The 22,388-nt window shown below is 44.7% G+C and carries 21 protein-coding genes; 9 read left to right on the plus strand and 12 right to left on the minus strand.

Annotation, left to right across the window (positions count from 1 at the left end; all coding sequences use genetic code 11):
* Positions 1–238: 238 nt before the first annotated feature.
* Positions 239–937, plus strand: a complete 699-nt coding sequence (locus CAG58_RS05545) for a TIGR01621 family pseudouridine synthase (protein WP_161425556.1) — start codon at positions 239–241, stop codon at positions 935–937.
* A gap of 112 nt (positions 938–1,049) precedes the next feature.
* On the opposite strand, the gene CAG58_RS05550 is transcribed toward CAG58_RS05545, so the two are convergent.
* The 5 genes from CAG58_RS05550 to CAG58_RS05570 all read right to left on the minus strand — a co-directional run bounded on the left by CAG58_RS05550 (position 1,050) and on the right by CAG58_RS05570 (position 5,815).
* On the minus strand, positions 1,050–1,682 hold the full coding sequence (locus CAG58_RS05550) for a CDP-alcohol phosphatidyltransferase family protein (protein ID WP_004395120.1): 633 nt from the start codon (positions 1,680–1,682) through the stop codon (positions 1,050–1,052).
* Entirely contained in the window at positions 1,675–2,322 is a 648-nt protein-coding gene (locus tag CAG58_RS05555; protein ID WP_161425555.1) for an ATP-binding cassette domain-containing protein, read from the minus strand. The genes CAG58_RS05550 and CAG58_RS05555 overlap by 8 nt, the downstream gene beginning before the upstream one ends.
* 3 nt (positions 2,323–2,325) lie before the next feature.
* On the minus strand, positions 2,326–3,984 hold the full coding sequence (locus tag CAG58_RS05560) for an ABC transporter permease (protein WP_161425554.1): 1,659 nt from the start codon (positions 3,982–3,984) through the stop codon (positions 2,326–2,328).
* A gap of 8 nt (positions 3,985–3,992) precedes the next feature.
* On the minus strand, positions 3,993–5,138 hold the full coding sequence (locus tag CAG58_RS05565; protein WP_004395123.1) for an ABC transporter substrate-binding protein: 1,146 nt from the start codon (positions 5,136–5,138) through the stop codon (positions 3,993–3,995).
* A 233-nt stretch (positions 5,139–5,371) separates the two neighbouring features.
* A complete protein-coding gene (locus CAG58_RS05570) occupies positions 5,372–5,815 on the minus strand; it encodes an META domain-containing protein (protein WP_004395124.1) in 444 nt (147 codons plus the stop codon).
* Positions 5,816–6,022: 207 nt separating this feature from the next.
* Between CAG58_RS05570 and CAG58_RS05575 the strand changes: the two genes are divergently transcribed.
* Positions 6,023–6,277 (plus strand): DUF1289 domain-containing protein, encoded by a 255-nt coding sequence (locus CAG58_RS05575; RefSeq protein ID WP_040904252.1) that lies wholly within the window; start codon positions 6,023–6,025, stop codon positions 6,275–6,277.
* A gap of 192 nt (positions 6,278–6,469) precedes the next feature.
* Here the strand turns inward: CAG58_RS05575 and CAG58_RS05580 are convergent, their stop codons facing one another.
* Both CAG58_RS05580 and CAG58_RS05585 read right to left on the minus strand, forming a co-directional pair.
* Positions 6,470–6,688: a hypothetical protein gene (locus CAG58_RS05580; protein WP_004395125.1), complete on the minus strand. Its 219-nt coding sequence runs from the start codon at positions 6,686–6,688 to the stop codon at positions 6,470–6,472.
* Between the two features lie 202 nt (positions 6,689–6,890).
* On the minus strand, positions 6,891–8,147 hold the full coding sequence (locus tag CAG58_RS05585; RefSeq protein WP_199249704.1) for an aromatic amino acid transport family protein: 1,257 nt from the start codon (positions 8,145–8,147) through the stop codon (positions 6,891–6,893).
* A gap of 401 nt (positions 8,148–8,548) precedes the next feature.
* On the opposite strand from CAG58_RS05585, the gene CAG58_RS05590 reads away from it, so the two are divergent.
* Positions 8,549–9,412 carry a DMT family transporter gene (locus CAG58_RS05590; RefSeq protein ID WP_161425553.1) on the plus strand — a complete coding sequence of 288 codons (864 nt, stop codon included), beginning with the start codon at positions 8,549–8,551 and terminating at the stop codon, positions 9,410–9,412.
* A 97-nt stretch (positions 9,413–9,509) separates the two neighbouring features.
* Here CAG58_RS05590 and CAG58_RS05595 read toward each other — a convergent pair whose 3' ends face one another.
* Positions 9,510–10,889 (minus strand): L-cystine transporter, encoded by a 1,380-nt coding sequence (locus tag CAG58_RS05595; RefSeq protein WP_161425552.1) that lies wholly within the window; start codon positions 10,887–10,889, stop codon positions 9,510–9,512.
* Between the two features lie 271 nt (positions 10,890–11,160).
* Positions 11,161–11,850 carry an NAD(P)H-binding protein gene (locus CAG58_RS05600; protein WP_161425551.1) on the minus strand — a complete coding sequence of 230 codons (690 nt, stop codon included), beginning with the start codon at positions 11,848–11,850 and terminating at the stop codon, positions 11,161–11,163.
* A gap of 292 nt (positions 11,851–12,142) precedes the next feature.
* Here CAG58_RS05600 and CAG58_RS05605 point away from each other — a divergent pair, with 292 nt between their 5' ends.
* The 6 genes from CAG58_RS05605 to CAG58_RS05630 all read left to right on the plus strand — a co-directional run bounded on the left by CAG58_RS05605 (position 12,143) and on the right by CAG58_RS05630 (position 20,315).
* Positions 12,143–13,171, plus strand: coding sequence for a succinylglutamate desuccinylase (locus tag CAG58_RS05605; protein WP_161425550.1), 1,029 nt, complete (start codon positions 12,143–12,145; stop codon positions 13,169–13,171).
* A gap of 69 nt (positions 13,172–13,240) precedes the next feature.
* Positions 13,241–14,236: a vitamin B12 ABC transporter permease BtuC gene (gene btuC / locus CAG58_RS05610; protein WP_158139047.1), complete on the plus strand. Its 996-nt coding sequence runs from the start codon at positions 13,241–13,243 to the stop codon at positions 14,234–14,236.
* Positions 14,223–14,978 (plus strand): vitamin B12 ABC transporter ATP-binding protein BtuD, encoded by a 756-nt coding sequence (btuD, locus tag CAG58_RS05615; RefSeq protein ID WP_161425549.1) that lies wholly within the window; start codon positions 14,223–14,225, stop codon positions 14,976–14,978. The genes btuC and btuD overlap by 14 nt, the downstream gene beginning before the upstream one ends.
* A gap of 373 nt (positions 14,979–15,351) precedes the next feature.
* Positions 15,352–16,074 carry a TetR/AcrR family transcriptional regulator gene (locus CAG58_RS05620; RefSeq protein ID WP_158143812.1) on the plus strand — a complete coding sequence of 241 codons (723 nt, stop codon included), beginning with the start codon at positions 15,352–15,354 and terminating at the stop codon, positions 16,072–16,074.
* Positions 16,075–16,113: 39 nt separating this feature from the next.
* Positions 16,114–17,232, plus strand: a complete 1,119-nt coding sequence (locus CAG58_RS05625; protein ID WP_154167986.1) for an efflux RND transporter periplasmic adaptor subunit — start codon at positions 16,114–16,116, stop codon at positions 17,230–17,232.
* An 8-nt stretch (positions 17,233–17,240) separates the two neighbouring features.
* Complete coding sequence (locus CAG58_RS05630; protein WP_161425548.1) at positions 17,241–20,315, plus strand: efflux RND transporter permease subunit; 3,075 nt, start codon at positions 17,241–17,243, stop codon at positions 20,313–20,315.
* Positions 20,316–20,415: 100 nt separating this feature from the next.
* On the opposite strand, the gene CAG58_RS05635 is transcribed toward CAG58_RS05630, so the two are convergent.
* From CAG58_RS05635 to CAG58_RS05645, 3 genes are all read right to left on the minus strand, one after another.
* Positions 20,416–20,994: a nucleoside triphosphate pyrophosphohydrolase family protein gene (locus tag CAG58_RS05635; protein ID WP_161425547.1), complete on the minus strand. Its 579-nt coding sequence runs from the start codon at positions 20,992–20,994 to the stop codon at positions 20,416–20,418.
* A 218-nt stretch (positions 20,995–21,212) separates the two neighbouring features.
* Positions 21,213–21,563, minus strand: coding sequence for a DUF2750 domain-containing protein (locus tag CAG58_RS05640; RefSeq protein ID WP_004395137.1), 351 nt, complete (start codon positions 21,561–21,563; stop codon positions 21,213–21,215).
* A gap of 116 nt (positions 21,564–21,679) precedes the next feature.
* Positions 21,680–22,240: a DUF1415 domain-containing protein gene (locus tag CAG58_RS05645; RefSeq protein WP_161425546.1), complete on the minus strand. Its 561-nt coding sequence runs from the start codon at positions 22,238–22,240 to the stop codon at positions 21,680–21,682.
* Between the last annotated feature and the right edge of the window lie 148 nt (positions 22,241–22,388).

Below are 22,388 nucleotides of genomic sequence, written 5' to 3' on the forward strand. Positions count from 1 at the left end.
CCGTCTGCCATGACGGTGTTTGCGTTTACGGGGCATTGAATAAGTGATTATGAACTTTCAGCATTTGCTGACGTCTAGCTACCACTCCACTTTGTTCGCGATAGAAGCCTTCGGTTTCGCTTATTAACTAAACCTAGGTGAAACTTAGTCGTTGCTTTATGATCCTCGGTCTCAATTTATTATTCATCTACAGTTTGAAGTCGCCGTAGGTGAATATCGTTTTTATTCGGAAAATACCATGTTTGATATAGTTGTGACGCATACGGATTTTTTAGTCGTTAATAAACACCCTAATGTTTCTGTTCATAAAGATGATGGGGAGACGATGTTGCTGCATGAAGTCGGGCAGCAAAGTGGCGATACACAACTGTATTTGGTGCATCGCTTAGATAAAATGACCTCTGGTTTGCTACTGCTCGCCCGCAATGCAGCGGCAGCCAGTGAATTGTCGCAGGCTTTTGCTAAGCGAAAGATTGAGAAATATTATCTCGCGATAGGTGCCAAAAAACCGAAGAAGAAACAAGGGTTGATCAGTGGTGATATGCAACGTTCACGTCGAGCCAGTTGGAAACTCGTACCAACTTATGATAACCCAGCCATCACACAATTTTTCTCTTTACCGGCTGAGCCAGGCGAGCGGCTGTTTTTATGTAAACCGCACACTGGCAAAACCCACCAAATTCGAGTAGCACTCAAATCGATAGGCTCGCCTATCGTCGGTGACCCTATTTATTTGCCGACTAGCCAAGCGGATCGTGGGTATCTGCATGCTTTTGCTTTGCGTTTTTCTTTTCAGGGCACACACTTTGAGTTTGTTTGTGATCCAAGAAATGCCCCTCTGCTAGGCGAAAAATGGTCTTCGCCTATGGTTAGTCAAGGTATTGATAACTGGATTAAACCTTGGAATATCCTCTGGCCTGAGATCAAAGCTCGCTAAGCGAAGTGTTGTGATTAGCCGCTATATTAACCGTTGAATAGTGTCGTTCTATTTCGACCAAAACGGATTGCCCATTAGTGACGCCGTCACTAATGGGTTGTGTCGGAACGTCTTAATGTGAGTTATTGGTTTTCTCTAATGTTGATAGTGTATGAAAACCAGAATAGAGCCGTGTTCCAGTCGTTATCCAACAAGCCGCTGCAAACAGATAGGCAATCAGTGAAAAATAGTCAGGAAAGAGACAAAATAGAACCAAACAAACGATGGTTTCTGTCCCTTCGGTTAATCCACTCATATAATACAAAGACTTATGCTGATAAACAGGGTTGATGATCCCGTGCTTGCTGGCCATGACGGCAAAAGCGAGAAAACTGCACCCAGTACCAATGAACGAAAAAATCAAAAAAGCGCCCGCAATGCTGTTGGCTTCTGGATTCGCGAGAATAAAACCAAAAGGGATTAACGAATAAAACAGAAAATCTAAGCTAATATCGAGAAATCCCCCTGCATCAGTGAGTCCTTGAATTCGCGCTAATGCGCCATCCAGCCCATCACAAAGCCGGTTAGCGAGGATCAACCATAAAGCCAAAGTATACTGCTCTAATAATAACGCTGGAAAAGCCAAACACCCCAAAGCAAAACCGAAGAGTGTCACCTGATTTGCGGTCACGTTGAGTTCATCCAATTGTTCTGCCGCATAGGATAAGGGGCGGCGAATAACCGGGATAATGTAGCGATCAAGCATTGAGTTGCTCCTCAGGCCATTGGATTACACGATCACAGTGAAGCACATCTTCTTCATCATGAGTGACCATTAAGGTTGGAATTTGCGAGGCTTTTAACTGTTCAAATACCCACTGGCGAAATTGTATCCGTAGTGTTTTATCTAATTTACTGAATGGTTCATCAAGTAGCGCTAGGCGAGGTTGAGCGAGCAGCATACGCAGCAAACTGACTCTGGCTCTTTGTCCACCCGACAGTTGGTCTGGGAAAGACTCCGCTAACGCGAGTAATGATACGTTCTCTAAAGCTTGTTGCGCTTGTCGTTTGCGATGTTGGCCTTTGACTGCATTGGGTAAGGCAAAGGCTAAATTTTCCCACACATTAAGATGCGGAAACAGCAAATCATCTTGGAACAATAAACCAATTTGGCGTTGATGTGGGCGCAGCGTCGTTAGATCTTGTTGATTGAACGTCATCTCTCCACGATAACGAAAATCGGTAGGTAAATGTCCGGCAATAACATTGAGTAAGGTCGACTTACCACAGCCGCTTGGCCCCATTAGGCTGACGATTTCACCTCGATGAATGGTTAAATCAAAATGACTTAGCAGTGGCTGGCCATCTGGCTTATATAGGGTAAGGTCTTTGAGATAAAAACTCATTAATTAACGGCTTCTTGTTAAAGGTTGGGGCTGAAAGGCGCGACTAAGAATAATCGCAAGCAAGAAAAAAATGAACGGTAACACGGCTTGCCAAAGGGCATAAATAGCCATTACCCGGCGATCAAAACCACTGGATAGTGTCACCGCTTCGGTAGTAATGGTGGCGAATCGACCGCCCCCAAGCATCAGAGTGGGTAAATACTGCGCTAAACTCACACTGCTCCCTATTGCCCAAGCGTAGAGCATAGCCGGTCTCAATAGCGGGGCTTTAACTCTGCAAAAGATAGACCAATCACTTTTACCTAAACTGGCGGCGATTTTATGGTAGTCAGTAGGGTAGCTTTTCCATGCCCCATCAAGCGCAAGATACACCAGCGGAAAAGCAAAGAAGAGATGCCCCCAAATGACCCATAAGACATAGTTTGAGCCTTCGATCAGCAAGGTGAGAATTTGTACGCCAAACAATAAAGAGAGCGCAGGGACTAGCATTGGCATGACGATCAAATAGGTCGGTACTGAGCGAGGCGAAGCTTGACGATATTCATGAGTGAGGACAGCAAAAAGCAATGCTAGGCTACCACTGACCAGCGCTAAACCAACACTTTGATAGAGGGCAGGTAGCATTGTCGGCCATTCAGCTAGCCAAAATCGCCAACTGTATTCGCTGGGCCACAACTCAGGAAAACGCCAACGCTGAGCAATGCTCCATAGCATCATAAGAGGGAAAATACTCAAAGAAATAAAGCACACTAAACAGAGTAAGCTTTTTCCTGGTAAGAATAAGGCGTAACGGCCCGACCACATCCATTGACGGCATAAACCCAAGAGAATGCGCTCGATGAGCAACACCGATAGCAGCATGATACTTGCTAATCCTAAGAGCAGTAATGCGCCAGCGGCGGCGCGGGGAATTTGCTGCAGATCGGCATCACTGAACCATTGCCAGACTAAGACGGCGAAGGTCGGAGGGGTATTCGGACCTAAAATTAGACTGAGATCGACCACCGAAATACCGTAGCTAGTGACAGCAAATAAGGCAAACCGCATTTTAGATAGCCATTGTGGCAAAACTAACTTAAACCAAGCTTGACGAGGTGAGTAGCCGAGGGAGGCTGCAACGGTGAGTAAGGACGGAATGCGTAACTGTTGTACCACCGAGAGGCTCATCAAGAGCAGAAAAGGAACTTCTTTTAATGCTAAGGCGATAGTGAGTCCCAATGCGTAGGGATCTTGAACTAGCCAAGTAGCGCCTTGAGTAGAAGGTTGATAACCCGACATGGCATGGACCAAACGCGAAACCATTCCTGTCGGTGCAAATAGGAAGGCAAAGCCAATCGCAAAAGCCACGTGAGGAAGAGCAAGCAGCGCGGATAACGCATGTTCAACCCTTCGCCAATATGGAGAGTGCCAAAGCGAGGCTAAAATAGCAAAACTGATCGCTAAGGCAAGGTAGGTACTCAATAGGGTTGAGCTAAGCGAGAGCAGCAATGAACGTTCAATACCGGTCCATTGCCAAACTTGCTGAAAAGCCTCAACGCCAACACTATTCAATCCTACGGCAGGGATATAACCCAACGCAGAGCTGACGATACCGAGCACTCCAGGAATGATCGGCGCAACGCAAATCAGCAGTACGCCCCAATAAGCCAATCGTAATCGCATAGTAATCGTTATTGACGATGACCGTAACGACGCTGCCACTCTTCCCCTAACGCGGTTTGCCAACTGGGATGAGGTTCGTCTATTGAAGGATACAATTTCGAACGGCTGGCAGAGCCGCTAAGGTGCTGCCTTTGGATCACGGCAGGGTCACCCCAAATGGCTAAATCCCCTTTACGAGATTGGGCTTCTGGGCTGAGTAAAAAGTTGATTGTCACTAAAGCCCCCGCTTTGGCATTGGCATTCCAAGGGATGGCTAAAAAATGAATATTGGTTAAAGCGCCGTTTTGCATCGCGTAACTTTGTGTACTTTTCGACAGCTTACCCGCAGCCTGAGCGGCAAAAACAGCATTAGGATTAAAAGTAATCGCAAGATCAATTTGTCCATCATCCAGTAATTGGAGCATTTCTGATGAGCCAGATGGAAATTGTCGCCCTGATCGCCAAGCGACGGTGTGCAGTTGATCCAAATAATCCCATAACGGTTTAGTGATGATAGGGAAAGACGCGTGATCAACCGGTAAACCTAATGCAGCATTGTTCGCGGTTAATTCAATCAATAATGCTTTAAGAAAACTGGCACCATGAAATTCAGGTGGGCGAGGGTAAGTAATCCGGTTAGGGTATACCTTGGCATAACTGAGCAACTCTGCGAAAGATTGTGGGGGATTATTGAGCTTTTGGTGGTCGTGAATAAACACTAACTGACCGACTCCCCAAGGGGCTTCTAACCCTTCCGTTGGTTCAGCAAAATCACGATCGACCGGAAGTGATGAGTCGACGATTGCCCAGTTGGGTAGCATGTCAACGATTGGGCCGTATAATAATCCATTATCTTTCATCGACTTGAAATTAGCACCATTGATCCACACCATGTCAACACTACCAGCATCGTGACGGCCTGCGGCTTTCTCTGCGACTAGTCGGCTGGCCGTTTCGGCAATATCAGATACCTTCACATGCACTAAATTGATGTCGTGCTGTTGTTTGAGTTGTACAGCCGCCCAACGTAAGTAGTTGTTAACTTCTTGACTGCCACCCCAAGCATGGAAATAGACCGTCTCTCCCCGAGCTTGTTGAGTGATGTCTTGCCAAGATTGAGCGTGAAGCGCAAACGACAGTAAACTTGCGCAAAGTAGAGCTAGCCAATTTTTCATTATTATCCTTAATCTCTTTTTCTACTGAGGTTGACAGTGCTATCGGCAATGCGGAGTCATTTTGCTGCAATAACTCGCTGCCCTCGCTCTTTATCGAACCGCCATATCGATCCATTATGAAGGAAAATCATTAAATAAGTTAATCTTCTGTGTAACAAAATTGGCTTAATAAAAAAGACAGCAAAAAGCTGTCTTTTTTATTACTCACTGTGAACATGAAAAACCGATGGCTTTTACTTAACCCAATCACTCAACGTGAAAGTAAGTGTATGTGCTTGGTTTTTTAAGGTTAGTGTTTCTTCGGTTAATGTTACGTCATTCCAGTCGCTCAATGATTGAGAGACGAGTTGCTCGGTATCCATAACATCACCGATACACATTTTCATCGTCATGCCCATTCTTTCAATACGCAGTTTGTTATCTTTTAGCTCGGCTTGACCGAAAAAGTTGTTACAGCCGGCATTACCACTGGCCATCATTTTTTCGCCAAACTCGAGTCTTGGTGCGTCATAATGCTCATCCATGACCAACGGCTGCCCATCGATATGAGTCAGTTGCCAATGATGATGTTGCAGTACGTCGGCAGTAATCTCGGTTTTATCTTGGTAACCAGCACAAGCAGAGAGTAAGACAGGTAAGGATATTGCGGCAAGTAGGGCTTTTGAACTAAGCTTCATGTGAGAACTCCTAATCAACAATCGGACATCAAATAGCATCAGGACAACCTAATCACGTTAAGTTGATGAGATGATTGGCATAGAGTATAACGAGCCATGATTAAGTTGTGTTAGCGGACTGTCATGCCTAAAGCGTAGGCGATCATGAGCTAATCGCTAACCGAATTGTTTATGGGGTCAGATAGGGCATAAAACAATGGAGTGGTTATGGAGCAATTGGAGTTTTTCCAGATCCCAAGCCCTTGTGTGGGTGTCTGTAGCGTGGATGAAAAAGGCTATTGTCAGGGCTGTATGCGTAAAAGAGAGGAACGCTTTACGTGGTTAGATATGACGCCAGCTCAGCAACTGCATGTCATTCATCTTTGTCGGCAACGTTATCGGCGCAAACAACGATCGCAGCAAAGTCAAGCCAATAAGAGGATGGAAATGGCTAACGAGGATCGACAAAACGAACTGTTCTAGTCGCTCGGCTTCGTACTTTTAAGCGAATGATATTCGATGAACGGCGGTAAAAAAGTGTCACATGAAATCCATTTCTAATCACACCATAGTTGGCAATACCCTAAGGACGACTAGCTGCACATCCAATCGAGTTCGACGTTTGGCCTTCGCATCGGTAGGGTATCAGCAATAAAGTGGTTCGCGAGAGTTGGACTATTTATTATCCCAGTTATCGCTAACCCATCCACCGGCATGCTCATCAAAATGCAAACCTGAGAAAATCCGTTTCGGTTCTTGTTTCGGTTGACTGGTTTTGTTGTGAATTAATGTATTGATGTATTGCGCCATAGGATCGGCATTGGTGGGAGAGGTGTTGCGTTTTGCAACTTCTTTAATCATTTGCAGACGCGAAGTTGCGCTAGAGCGTTTCATGGAATAGCCTCCTAATGTGATGAAGATTACATTACAAGGTACGACTTGGTTAAATATTAGTCAACAAGTTCTGCGAGTATTTTAACTAAAGTATGACGATGATTGATCTTACCCCTTGATAAATAAGTCGCTTCTCCATCACTATAACGCGCTCCTCTCCACCGATGAGATTCCAGTGGAGAGGAGGAGATGTTACCGAGACTTAATGGAGTAAGCGATAAAGCAAAGCAGAGACTGCCATCATGCCAATGGCAAATACAAAGTAAGTGCTTAGGTGTTTTTTATAACCATTGAGAGCGTTAACACGATAGACGGCAATCATGGGCATGATAAATAAAATTAACGCGATAACGGGCCCAGATAACGCTTCCATCATACCTAAAATACTTGGATTGAGTATTGCCGCTGCCCAGATAGTCACAAATAGAAATCCAATTCCTAATTTATTCGCCTGAGCGTAATTGAGAGAGCTGTGCTTAGTCAGCAATCCATTTAAGCTCTCACGAGCCCCTAAAAAGTGTCCTAAGAACGAGGAAGTAATCGCAATAAAAGCCACCAGTGGCCCGAGCGTTGCAATAAACGGATTATCAGTCGCGTTTGCCAAGTAAGACAAAATAGATAAGTTTTGCGTCTTAGCGTCAAGGAGTTGCTCTGGGGATAGCGTTAGCACACATGAAAAAACAAACAGCAATACAAAAGCAATCAGCACTATGCTGGTGCGTTTTAGTATATGTTCACTTTTCTTTAAGGCTTGTTGCTGGTAATAGCGTCGCTGCTTATGAGCAAAACTAGAAATAGCCGCAGCATAACTGAATGAAAAAACAATCACCGGCACTGATAGCCAAGCGGTATGAATAAACTCCCCAGCACTCGGCAAAGCAAGAGAAGGCAGATGCCAGCGTGGAATTAAATAGAGTGATAGAGCGGCTAAAATGGCCGCGAGAGGATAAACCATGACGGCGAATGCGCGTAACATGATTTTTTCACCGCCGAGCATAATCGCAATCAACCCACTGACCAGAACACCGGACAGTAACCAACGAGGCAGAGCGCTGAGCTGTGCTTGGTTAACCCAGAAACTATCAACGGTATTGGTCAGTCCTACGCCATAAATCAATAAGATAGGGAAAATAGACAGAAAGTATAACCATGCAATGGCTCTGCCAGCCGTGACTCCAAAGTGTTCTTCAACCACATCCGTAAAGTCACTGTTAGGATGAGCAGAAGATAAGACGAATCTTGCTAGGCCGCGATGAGAGTAGTACGTCATTGGGTAGGCGAGAAGCGCCATAATCAATAACGGCCAAAACCCACCAAGCCCTAGATTAATAGGTAAAAAAAGAATGCCGGCACCGACGGCGGTACCAAATAAGCTGAGTGACCAATAAGTGTCATGTCGGTTCCAAGCGGTCTTTTCTGGAGTGATGCTAAAATGCAATGCTTCTTGGGAGTCTTTCACTGAAATTAGAGCCATATAGAAATGATAATGTGGTAAAACTTACCACATTTAGTGGATGAAGGCTTTTTGTGGTAGTGGTCACATTCACTGATTAACCCTCAGTTGTCGGTCCAATGGAACTATGTAAAAGTGAAAATATTGGTTTTTTATTCCGATTTTAATATTTTTATTGGTTTTTAATTTCTATTTTAAGTTAATTTTTAGAGTTGTATGAATTTGAGAACGGCTGTTCTTGATGATTCAGATATCGAATCAATTTCTATTTATGTGTCGCTTGCAGATGGGTTGTTAACACGTTATAGCAAAGCTAAATCATTGATATTTAGTCGATGAAGAGTGGTTTTATTTTTACATTTGGCGCACAATCTGTTCACTCTTTCCTGCCTTTGTGTGACCTTACCATGATGGTTAAATTTCGCGCTGAATCGATTTTTGTATTAACAACATTGCTCGCTGCTGCGGGTTGGGTGTTTTCAAAACAAGCCATTGAAGAATTACCACCGTTTGGCTTTATTGGCTTGCGATTTATTACCGCCTCTCTGATTTTACTGCCGTTTTGTTTCCCAGCTTTAAAAAAAGCCTCTCGACAAGATTGTCTGCGCGCAATGGGGGTCGGCGTCTTTTTAGGGGGGGCGCTTTTTTGCTGGATACATGCGATTTCATTAAGTCCCACCTTGGGCGAAGGTGCATTCATCATGAGTTTGTCGATGCTATTTGTGCCTTTACTTGCTTGGCCGCTCCACGGTAATCGACCGAATCGAGCTTTTTGGCTGGCTTTTCCAATTGCAGTATTAGGATTGTTTTTGCTCTCTTGGAATGGCGCTTGGCAAATTGCGGTCAATCAGTTGTGGTTTTTAGCGGCGGCGATGGGGCTGGCATTACATTTTAACTTCAATAGTCAATACTCCGCAAAATTGCCCGCAATGTTATTAACCACATTACAGCTTTTTACTGTCGGTTGTTTGGGGGTAGTGCTCTGTTGGTTATTTGAACGCTGGCCAGAATCGGTAAGTATTATGACTTGGAAGTGGTTTGCATTGAGCGTGTTATTGGCCACGAGCTTGCGATATCTGATGCAAACTATTGGTCAAAAGCATGCTAATCCGACCAATGCGGCTTTATTAATGTTATTGGAACCGGTGTGGACATTGATTCTTAGTATGCTGGTTTATGCGGAAACCATGCCTTTGAATAAAATCCTTGGTTGTGCTTTGTTACTTTCGGCGTTAGCACTGTATCGCTTAGGGATCCTGCGTTGGCGATAATAAACGCGACAATTAAGTCATCATTGATAGAAAAAAGAGACAAAAAAGCCGACCAATATACGGGTCGGCTTTTTAGTGTTTAAGCAATCGTTAATGATTAAGACGCTTGGACAGGTTGTGTTTCAGCTTCTGGCTCATGAGTTTGTTTCATGAGTCGACTGGTGATGGTACCCGCTGTCATTGATCCCGACACATTAAGTGCAGTACGTGCCATATCAATCAACGGTTCAATCGAGATAAGCAGTGCTGCGATTGTCACAGGTAACCCCATCGCTGGAAGTACAATCAGCGCGGCAAACGTTGCGCCACCACCAATTCCAGCAATACCAAACGAGCTAATGGTGATCATGGCAATCAATGACAAGATGAAATGGATATCCAGCGGGTTGATCCCCATGGATGGAGCAACCATCACCGCTAGCATTGCAGGATAAATTCCGGCACAGCCATTTTGTCCAATTGTTGCTCCAAACGAGGCTGACAAGTTAGCAATCACTGGTGGTACATTAAGCTTAGTGATCTGAGCTTCGACGTTTAATGGAATGGTGGCCGCCGAGCTACGTGAAGTAAACGCGAAAGTCAGTACTGGCCAAATTTTTTGGAAATAGGTTTTAGGGTTAACGCCAACCAAAGCAACCAATAAACCATGCACAACAAACATCAAAGCAATCGCGAGGTAAGAAGCGACGATAAAGCCGAGCAAGTTTAAAATATCGCTCGCGCTTGATGTTGCAACCATTCTCGCCATCAGTGCGGCAATACCGTAAGGTGTAAGGGCGATGATCATTTTAACCAAGCGCATCACAATGGATTGCAGCGCATCAACAAAGAGGCGAATAGGCGCTTCAAGTTGTTCTTTCTCTTGCATCACTTTACGTGCGGCAATACCGACTAAAATACCAAAGATGACCACGGCAATGATTGAAGACGAACGGGCGCCAGTCAGATCAGCAAAAGGATTTGATGGAATAAAACCGATCAGCATTTGCGGAATGGTTAAGTTAGCAACGGTTGATGCGCGGGATTCAAGTTGTCCCATTCGAGCCACTTCACGTGTGCCTTCGGTTAGCCCTTCAGCGGTTAAGCCAAACGCATGAGTGATCAAAATACCAATCAAAGCGGCAATCGCTGTTGTGAACAGCAAAATTGAGATAGTGAGAAAGGAGATTTTACCCAATGAACCGCTGTTATCCAGTTTCACCACGGCAGAAATCATCGATACTAATACTAATGGCATGATAACCATTTTCAGTAGTTCGACATAGCCGCTACCAACAATCGAAATCCATGAAAGTACATCACGGATAATAGGGCTGCCTTCGTTAAAAATAAGCTGAAGGGCAAGTCCAAATACACTACCAAGCACTAGACCTAATAGAACTAAGCGCGATAACGAATGGCTTTTTTTCTGTTGACCAAACAGGAACAGCAAAATACCGACAAATACCGCGAGCATAGCGATAGCTGCAACTGACATAATAGACATCCTTAACAGGGATAAAACAACACTTAATTTAACCGTGCAGAAAGTTAAGTCCATTAACGTTATCTGGTAGCGTCATCCATTGCATTTAAGCTGCTACAGCTCTGCGCCGATAAATGGTGTAGGTATAGAGGTAATAAGACCGGTTGAGCATAGCGTGATCTAAATCAACCTTAAAAGACCAAAACGGCATAATGTAGAACAAATAGTTATTGAGCGATTTATTTGGCTGTATTGGCATCAGCGTGGTTATTAGGTGATCTATTTATTGGTATTTTTTGACCAGGTCGTGCATCGCTACGGAGTGTAAAACGGTGACTCGTTTGGTTGATTGATCAAATAAAGCGTATAAAAGTGCTTGAGCGACCTTATCGGCGTTAATCGGGATCAGGTTTTTCAGACGACCAAATAGAAAAAATTGTCCTAATCTCATCACTCGTTGTAGCCAAATTTCATCATTTCGCGGCTGTTCACGTTGGCCGACTAATGGACCTGGACGAACAAACACCAGATGATCAAACCCAAGCCGACGAATGGTTTCTTCCATGCGTCCTTTGCAGCGTAAGTAATGGGAGCGGGCACTGGGATTGGCTCCGTAGCTAGAGACAATCGCAAGCCGAGTCACGCCCAAGATTTTCATACTGTGCGCCACCTGACAAACCAATTCAAAATCCACTTTCTCCAAAGCGTGTTTAGAGCCGGCTTGCTTAAGCGTTGTGCCGAGCGCGATAATGCCATACTGAGGGCGAGGCTGCTGCTCAGGCCAGTGGGTAATACTGAGTTCAGAATCAATCAACTCGGTTAATTTAGGATGAGGCAGCGATAAACTCCGTCGATTCAGTGCATAGATATGTTGGATGGCAGGTTCAGCTAATAAGCGTCGTAATACGCAAGTGCCGACTAAGCCAGTGGCGCCTGCAATCATGATCACCGGGTCTTGAGTTATGTTATTCATACTGATTCCTAAAATTCGTCGCTATCCAAAGTGTGTATCCCCTTCGTGCTTGAAACTGCAACGCCAAGTCGTTTGGGTGTATGCTGATCATATCAAGTGGTTGACTATCAGCACGAATAACCCAACTCTAGTGCATTAGCAATATTTAGTGTTAGAATTCGGGGAGTTAAATCCGTTTGTGATGTTTACTTGCAGGTTATTCAGCGTTCGGGTTTTGATAAGTGAGATCCTCTCTACATAAATTGGCTAAACAATTCTTTACCATACCCGCTGTGCAATAAAGGAGTAGCGCATGACGACATCCCTCTTTCGCCGATCTTTTCTTTTCGATAGTTTGGATATTGACCAGCCGATGGTCAGCGAAGAAATCACCACTCAAGCAGGCGTCCGACTTAAACTGTGGCAACGTGGTGTTCTTGAAGTATTACCAGCACACTATTCTGCGGATAGTAAAAATATCGTCATATCCTGTGGTGTGCATGGTGATGAAACGGCGCCAATGGAGCTGGTCGATAAAATTATTGATGATATCGTCAGCGGATTTCAACGTGTGCAGCAGCGCTGTTTATTTATTGTCGCTCATCCACAAGCCACTTTGCGCTATACCCGTTTTATAGAAGAAAATCTCAACCGATTATTTGATGATAAGCCTCATGCTGCGAGTTTAGAAGCGGATATCGCTACCAACTTAAAAGCGCAGGTCAGCCAGTTTTTTAATAAAACGGCACCAGAGACTCGCTGGCATCTCGATTTACACTGTGCGATTCGTTTGTCAAAGCACTATTCATTTGCTGTCAGCCCGAAAACTCGTCATCCAGTCCGTAGTCGTGCTTTGATGGCATTTATTGAGAGCGCACACATTGAAGCCGTCATGCTTTCTAATGCTCCTGCAAGTACCTTTAGCTGGTTCAGTGCCGAGCATTTTGCTGCGCAAGCGATGACCGTTGAACTCGGTCAAGTGGCAAAACTGGGTGAAAATGATTTGGCACGCCTTGCCGCATTTGATCTCGCATTACGCGATTTAATCTCGGCAGAGCAGTCGGAACATTTAGCTAAGAAAACCATCATGTATCGAGTGAGCCGAACGATTGTTCGCTTACACGAAGATTTTGATTTTCGCTTTGGTGACGATGTAGAAAACTTCACCTCTTTTATGCATGGGGAAGTATTTGGCCATGATGGCGATAAACCCTTAATGGCGAAGAATGAAGGGGAGGCGATCGTGTTTCCCAACCGCAAGGTGGCGATTGGTCAACGTGCGGCCTTAATGGTCTGCAAGGTAGATACTCGATATGAAGATGATCAATTGGTTTATGATTAAGTAAAGCACTTGAGCTTCAATGGGGTTAACGATAAGGTTAGCCCCATTATTTTTTATGCTATTAGGCCGATGAACTTCAACCAATTAATTGCCAACAAACAGCGCCGCTGGCGATGGGTGATTGGTAGTTTTACTTGCCTGTTATTCATATTAAGTGCGACTTATTTAATGGTCGGTGAGCGTTTTATCGGGCTGGGTTCAGATTGGACGATTCTTGAACAACAATTGGTCTTAGAGTTACGCCTACCTCGATTACTGGCGGCTATCGTTATCGGTAGCGCACTGGCCTTGTCGGGAGCTACGTTACAGGTACTATTGGGTAACGTATTAGCCGAACCGGGAATCTTGGGGATTTCTGGTGGTGCCAGTGTGGCGATGGTGATTGTCTTATTCTTTTTTCCTACCTTTGCTACGCCATCGCTGTTTATGTTAGCTGCCGTGATGGGCGCGTTAGTTTTTACCTTTCTTTTGGTATCGATTGCCAAGCTGACGAGTTTAACCACTACGCGTCTTTTACTGGTTGGGGTTGCTTTAGGCATCCTGTCCGGCTCGATAGTGACATGGGCTTTTTATTTTAGTGATAACTTGAGTCTAAGGCAGCTGATGTATTGGCTGATGGGTAGTTTAAGTGGTGTCAGTTGGTATCAACATGCTCTGTCTCTTTTGGCGTTACCCGTTATTATCTGGTTACTGTTTCAAGGACGATCTCTTGATCAATTGATGCTAGGTGAAACTCATGCCAAACAACTCGGATTAGACGTAATAGCAATACGTTGGAAATTGATTGTTGCTATCTCATTATTAGTTGGTGTGAGTGTTGCTTTAGCTGGCATCATTGGCTTCATTGGTTTGGTTATTCCACATTTGCTGCGTCTTGTATTGGGGAGTGAGCATCGTATGTTGTTGCCTGCTTGCGCTGTGTGTGGTGCTCTGCTGCTGGTGGCGGCTGATATGTTGGCAAGGCTTGCTCTTACTTCCGCCGAATTGCCTGTTGGTGTGGTGACGACAACCATTGGAGCCCCAATCTTTATTTGGATGCTGGTGAGAAGTCATGATAAACGTTAGTCATTTACACGTTGGGCAACGTTTACTGCCGCTCTCTTTTCAATCGGTAGCCGGAGAAGTGCTGCATGTGATTGGTCCTAATGGGAGTGGTAAAAGTACTTTATTAGCAGCGATAGCGGGGATGATCACTAGCCAAGGTTCGGTGCAGTTAGACGATGTTGATTTATTGTCACTCTCATTATCCGCACAAGCTCAGGTTCGTGCCTACTTATCGCAAAGTGATAAACCTGCTTTTTATCTTGATGTGTTTCAATATTTAGAGTTATCCCTTCCCCAAGGGGTCAGTTATCAGGAACCTCGAGTCAGCGAAGTACTGCAAGAATTGGTCACACTGCTGGGTTTACAAAATAAGCTCTATCGTTCTATCCACCATTTATCGGGTGGAGAGTGGCAGAGGGTACGTTTAGCGGGTAGCTGCCTACAAATTTGGCCGACATTAAATCCATTTGGCCGATTACTGATCCTCGATGAACCTGCGGCTCCGTTAGATATTGCGCAAGAGCGACTGTTGTACGATCTCATTCAGCGTATTGCCAGTGATGGCATCACGGTCATTATGGCTAACCATGATTTAAATCGTTCGTTGCGTTATGCCGATAGGGTATTGCTATTGGATAATGGGGTCATGCATTCATTGGGTGAACCTCGACAAGTGTTAACAGCCGAGCATATCCAACACGTTTTTCATACCGCCGTTCAACAAGTGGAGATTGCAGGACAGCCTTATTTAGTCTTTGATTGATGGTGGTGCATCAAGCACCATCGTGGTTCAATAATGATTAGCCTTTGGCAATAGCGCTTTATGAAAATCCTTTATAAACAATAAGATGGTTAATTGTAAAAACTTGGCATGCCAATCGCATTAAACGTATTGATACATTCTCGTTCTTGTTAGACTTTGATAGTCTTTAGCCACCTTGCCCTTAAGGTGGCTTTTTTTTATTCTTTTCCCTGCCTATTCTTGCTTATTCTCATCGATGGGGAGTCATTGATGAGAATAAATGATGTTGCAGTTCACATTTTGATACAAATTGTGAACTAAGTGTGAACAATCAAAATTGATCGCTTTTTGAATCACGTTCATAATCTGTTTCCCATTCAAGTATGGTTTGATTATGACAACATCAGAAAGAAAGCTTCGTGAGCGACAAGAAAGAGAACAACTGTTCTTAATGACCGCTTGCGACATGATTGAGCAAGATGGATTCTTGAATTTACACATGGCGAAATTGGCTAAGCAGTGTCAATACGCGACGGGAACGCTCTATCAACATTTTGCAAGCCGAGAGGATTTATTGGCCGCTATTGTCGGCTTAAAGGCAGCGGATAGAACCGAACGTTTTGAATGTATTGCTCAATTAGAGGTCAGCGGGCGCGATAAAATGTTGGCTTTAGCGATTGCCGATCGTTTATTTCAGCAGCGTTATCCGCAACATGCCAAATTAGAACAATACGTTTTTACGGAAGCAGTATGGGAAAATGTCTCTGTCGCTCATAAGCAGAAAATTTTCCAATCCTGTAAACCAATTGGCGAGATCGTCAGTAGAATAACCCAAGATGCGCTTGATTGCGGTGAGCTGCCTGATTATGGCTATCACGCAATGGATCTCTCTTTAGCGCCTTGGGCGCAGTGTCAAGGCCACCATGCTTTGGTTAATGCCGATGGCTTACTAGAGGCATTAGCGGTATCACCTAATTCGATGCAACTTTATCGTAACATCACGATGCTACTTAATGGGATGGAGTGGCAGCCCTTATTATCACTGGAGGATAACGTTATTTTACAAAAAGTAACGGCATTGAAAATCGAACTAGAAAAGTATCCTGCTTTTCACTAACCCTTTTTATTTTTTAGGATCAACCAGCAAGGAGTTTTCATGTTAAAGCGCATGATCCTGATGTTAATCGTCAGTACGCTGATTTTTGGTGGCATTTTTGCCTACAAAGCGGTCGGCAACCATTTTATGAATCAATTTTTCGATAACATGCCGATTCCACCGGTAACCGTGACGGCTAGCGAAGTCACCACCGATGAATGGCAGCCCTTTGTCAGTGCAATTGGTAGTTTTGTCGCCGTTAATAGCACCGATTTAACCACTGAAGCGAGTGGTATCATCAACGGTATCCATTTTGCTAACGGTAGTAATATCAAAAAAGGGACGCTACTTGTCACTTTGGATGATTCGGTCGATAGAGCGGAGCTAAAAAGATTACAAGCCGTTGAAGAGTTAGCCAATATCGAGTTAACGCGTTATCAGCGTCTGTTCCGCGAGAAAAATGTCTCTGAGTCAGAGCTACGTCGCAGTGAGAGTGAAGCTAAGCAAGCGTCTGCCGCAGTAGAAAGCCAACGAGCTCGGATTGCACAAAAGACCATTCTTGCCCCTTTTGATGGTATTGCTGGATTGCGCCAAGTCAGCTTGGGTCAGCTACTGTCTCCGGGTAGTGTCGTTGTCTCGTTACAATCATTTGCCCCAATTTATCTCAACTTCACTTTACCCGAGCAGCAGTTGGCTAATATTCGTCTAGGAGAAAGCGTGCAAGTCAACGTTGATTCCGTTGCTGGCCGAGTTTTCACCGGAAAAATTACTGCTATAGCGCCTTCGGTACGCGAAGCGAGTCGAAGTATTGAAGTGCAAGCCACTCTGGATAACCAAGATCTCGCATTGCGTCCGGGTATGTTTGCTCGCGTGCAATTGGATACGGGGAAACCACGTTCAGTTAGCTTAATTCCGCAAACTGCGATTCAGTTTAACCCTTATGGTAACTCAGTATTTGTGATTGAAGAGCAAGATGACAAGTTAGTGGTACAACAACGGTTTGTGCAAACGGGTGAGCGTCGTGGCGATCTGATTGCGGTGGAACAAGGCTTAGAGGTTGGCGATCGGATTGTAACCTCCGGCTTACTCAAGTTACGTAATGGGTCACAAATCATAATTAGTGACAATCCGCGTGTTCAACCGAGTGCGGAAGTGAACCCATCACCCGCGAATCAGTAGGAGTATTCATGCGTTTTACTGATGTTTTTATTAAAAAACCGATCTTAGCGTCGGTGGTGAGCTTATTCATTATCTTACTTGGCTTACGAGCCATTATGGATATGAATGTTCGCCAATTCCCTGAGATCCAAAATGCGGTGATCAGTGTCAGTACCACTTATGTCGGAGCTGATGCGGATCTTATCCAAGGTTTTATCACCACACCATTAGAGCGGGAAATTGCCGCAGCAGAAGGGATTGATTATTTAGTCTCTACGTCGGTCGCGGGTAATAGTACTATCGAAGCGTATTTACGCCTCGATTACGATCCGAACCAAGCGTTGACGCAAATTGCTGCTCAGGTGAACAAAGTTCGCTCAGAGTTACCGGAAAACGCTCGTGAACCGGTGGTGACCTTAAAAGTCGGCGAAAGTGTCGCGGCGATGTATTTGGCGTTCTACTCAGAAGTATTGGGTGATAACCAAATCACCGATTACTTAGTTCGAGTTGTAGAACCTCAGCTATCGACCATTCCTGGCGTGCAACGAGCGGAAATTCTTGGTGCACGTACGTTTGCTATGCGAGTCTGGCTAGATTCAGTCAAAATGGCCGCGTATGGTTTAACAGGGAGCGATGTCGCGACGGCGTTACGCAGTAACAACGTATTAGCGGCGTTAGGTCGTACTAAAGGGCAGATGGTCGCTATTGACTTAACGGCGGCGACTGATTTACGCGATGTTGAAGAATTTAAACAACTGGTGGTCAGCAGTGACGGTCAAAGCGTTGTTCGTTTAGCCGATGTTGCAGAGGTTGAATTAGGCGCTGAGAACTACGAGAGTTCGGTGAGCTTTAATGGCTTAGCTGCAACCTTTATTGGTATCGAAGTCTCTCCGGATGCGAATGCGTTGGATGTGATCGCAGATGTTCGTCAAGTGTGGGATCAAGATATTATTCCTCAGCTGCCTCAAGGACTTTCTGCGTACATCGCTTATGACTCGACGGAATATATCGAAAATGCCATTGATGAAGTAGTGATGTCGATTATTTTGGCGTTGGCAATCGTTGTTTTCGTTATTTATGCGTTTTTAGGCTCGTTTCGCTCGGTTATCATCCCTGCGGTGGCGATACCTGTATCGTTGATTGGTACTTTTTTCTTGATGTGGTTGTTAGGTTTCTCTATCAACTTACTGACGCTACTGGCGATGGTACTGGCGATTGGGGTTGTGGTCGATGATGCGATCATCATGCTCGAAAACATTCACCGTCATATTGAAGAAGGTAAAAGTCGTATTGATGCGGCGATCCAAGGGGCGCGTGAGCTTGCATGGCCAATCATTACCATGTCAACGACCTTGGTTGCGGTTTTTCTACCGATCGGTTTTGTTGGTGGTTTGACGGGCGTATTATTCGTTGAATTTGCGTTTACTCTTGCAGCATCGGTTATTCTATCGGGTATTGTTGCGTTAACGTTATCGCCAGTAATGTGTGCTTATATTCTTAAGCCACACAGCAGCGATAACAAAAAAGAGAAATCGCTTGAGCAGTGGTTAGATAAGCAGTTTGACCGATTACATCATTCGTACCAACGCACGCTGCACAGCTTACTGGATAGTAAGAGTGTCGTGTTAACCTTTGGTGCGATTGTACTGGTTTCTTGTTACTTCTTATTTATCACTAGTCCTTCAGAGTTAGAGCCACCAGAAGACCAAGGTTTCGTCTTCTCTATTTTGGAAAGCGATAGCTATCATACACTGGATGCGTTAACACAAAATACTCAAGAACTGGATAATTTAGTTGATGATGTCGAGGAAATTGAAAATGTCTTCATCATTAATGGGTTAGGTGGAACCAATAAAGCGATTGCCGGTATTGTGTTAGCGCCTTGGGAGCGCCGTGATAGGCTCACTCATGATGTGCTGGCTAAAGACATTCAGCCTTTTCTTGCTCAACAACCCGCGCTTAATAGTTTTGCTTTAGTGCCACCGTCACTGCCCTCTCCTGGTGGTGGTACACCGGTTGAATTTATCATCGGCTCAACTCAACCTTTTGAAGCACTGCAAGAGGTGGTACAAGAGATCTTAGGCCGAGCAATGGCGAGCGGACGCTTTATCTTTGTTGACAGCGATTTGAAAATTAATCGTCCTCGACAAACCGTCGAAGTGGATCGTGAAAAAGCGGCGCTGATGGGCGTGTCGATGCAGCAAATTGCCGCTGACTTAGGCAGTCTGCTGTCTGGCGCTGATACTGGACGCTTCTCACTGGATAACCGCTCTTATCGCGTGATTCCACAGGTTGAGCGCAGCGAACGTCTTAATCCAGAGCAGTTGACTAACTATTATACCCGCAACCAACAAGGGGAGTTAGTGCCACTGTCTGCCTTAGTGACGCTGAGTGAATCCGTTCAGCCACAAGCTCTACGTGGATTCCAACAGCTTAATGCGGTGAAAATTTCTGGTGTGCCACGTCCGGGTGTTCCACTCGGTGAAGCGTTAGCTGTACTGGATAATATTGCGGCAGAAGTCATGCCTGCTGGGTTTAGCGTCGATTATTCCGGACAATCTCGTCAATATAAGAGTGAGGGGCAGCAACTGGTTGTGACGTTCTTCTTTGCATTGATTGTGATTTTCTTGATCCTTGCCGCTCAGTTTGAGTCATTTAAGAACGCGATCATTATCATGGTTACCGTACCGATGAGTGTGTGTGGCGCATTGATTTTTACCAGCCTCGGTTTCACTAGCATCAACATCTATACCCAAGTGGGTTTGTTGACGCTGGTCGGGTTGATCGCTAAACACGGTATCTTGATTGTGGAATTTGCCAACCAATTACAAATGGATGGTAAGAGTAAGCGCGATGCGATTGAAGAAGCAACCGCGATTCGTCTACGGCCTATTTTGATGACGACCGCGGCAACCGTATTGGCGATGATCCCATTATTAATTGCGACGGGTGCTGGTGCTGGCTCTCGTTATGCGATGGGCTTAGTGATTGCCAGTGGCATGTCGATTGGTACGCTGTTTACCTTGTTTGTTGTTCCAGCAATGTATTTACTGTTGGCGAAAGATTTACACCAAGGTCAAGTTGAGTCAGAGGCCTCAGCATAAGGCGATGGTGATTAATTCAGTCTAATAAAATGGCCGTCTCGTTAAAGAGACGGCCATTTTTATATTGGATAGCCTTAGACAACACAATGATCGAATCAGTTTACGATTGGGTTAGCGCTGCTAAGTTCGCGGGACGATAATAGACCGATTTTAGCACCTTACCTTGACGAATGGTTTTGCCTTCCATCACGACATCCTTAGCACATTTAGCAATGATGTAATCGCCTTTTTGTACTGCCGTCAGCGGGATATTTTGTTTGGCGTAAAACGCTTCAGTATCGATAAACTCTTGCTCGTTACGACAGACTTTGCTCATGTTTGAGGCATGCACTTCATCCCAGCAGGGAAGAAAATCTATCCCACGATTAACGGCAACATTTAACAGCAAATCAACAAGATAACTGATTGTTAGGTTGTCGGTAATCTGAGTGTGCCCCAAATGTACCAGGCGTCCCATTAAGACATAGACGCTATCAACAATCGCATCGGCTTGTTCGGTTTTACAGTCAGCTTCTGCCAGCTCAGTCAGCTCTTCAATAATTAAAGACGTATGCAGGGTATCGGCTTGGCTATCTAAGCTCGATGGATCAGCGACAGGGAGATCAAACGTATGACGAAATTCGCTAATATCACGATAGAGGTGTTGGTAGATATCTTCAGTCAACTTAGATAAATGCATGGTTTAGTCCGTGGTTGAAATAGTTTAAAGAGTGTATAGATAGGCGTTAATGGCAGCCGTTTAATCACCCACTTGGTTAATACCGTGGTGATTGTTGCTTCTCGTAAACGAACGACAATATCGGTCGATAGGAGAGCGAATAGTATTGGTTTAGCGCTTAGCGTTGAGGCATAAAAAGAGACAAGACGCGATCAGCGCCTTGTCTATGATCACTGGGATTATAGGTATAGCTTAGCCAGTTCAGAAGATTCCATCTCTTTACCGTCTAGTGTGGCATTCCAGTTTGGCCCAATTAGCACGCCGTCTTCGGCTAAAGTGATTAACCAATCTTCGACAAAGATATCCAGAGGGATCTCAAGCACTTCAAAATCAGACCACTCTTCAACGTTATGCAGTTGAGCATCTTCTTTTGAAGACCAAAAAGGCATCACTTCACTATCTTCAAACTCAGTCGATTCACAAGAAAGCCAGCCTTCTTCATTGCGTAGTCCCCATACCAATTTGTTTTCTTGGGACTCTTTGATGAAAAGATCCAGGTTCGCTTGAATATCTGCTGTTAATTTGCTCATTTTATTCTCTCACTAAGAATGATGCGACTAGAGTAGCATTTTCAAGGCATAAATCCCATTAAGATTTCGATAATATCCGGTCACTGGCGAAGAGTCATTCGTCGCTTTTCTCGCGCCTATTGATTAAATAAATAAGGGAAAAGCGCCTTGCGTTCAGCGGGAGAGAGCTGACTAACACGTTGAATATTTATCTCAGGAATCGCTTCTGGGTTCGGATAATGTTTCAGTACTCTTTCCATGCTCTGTTCACGGATTAAATGAAAGATAGGATAGGGTGAACGGTTGGTTAAGTTCTCATCATCTTCTGGGCAGGTTCCAGCAAAACAATAATGAGGATGAAAGGTCGCGACTTGGAAAATGCCTTCCCAGTCTTGCTGACGAATCAAGGCTTCAACCCAATCGATAAAAAAGTTGTAGTCCATAAAGTCATCTAACATATTAGGGACCACTACTAAGGTTGTCTCTAGCTCTTGTGCTTCTTTCGTATCCAGTTCGAGTAATTGATCAAGAATATCTTGTAGCAGCGCTTCTTCACGGCTCGCTTGACTAACGAAAATTTTAATCTGGTGATTGCGTTGAGGTTTTGCAGCAAATGGACATAAGTTTAAACCAATCACGACGTCATTGAGCCATTGATTGACATGTTCGGTAATCGTTGAGGGACTAAGTGTTGACATAATGGTTGAGCACATTGATTAATACCCCTTTACCACTTGAAATCGCAGTAGTGTTGGCGAGCTTCGTCTATTCCCATCAGCATCGCTGATTGATGCTGACGGGAATTGATTCACTGATCGCCTACCTATTGTTCCAAGTCGTTTGGGT

The organism is Vibrio sp. V31_P5A7T61 (genome assembly GCF_009904895.1).
GTDB lineage: Bacteria > Pseudomonadota > Gammaproteobacteria > Enterobacterales > Vibrionaceae > Vibrio > Vibrio metschnikovii.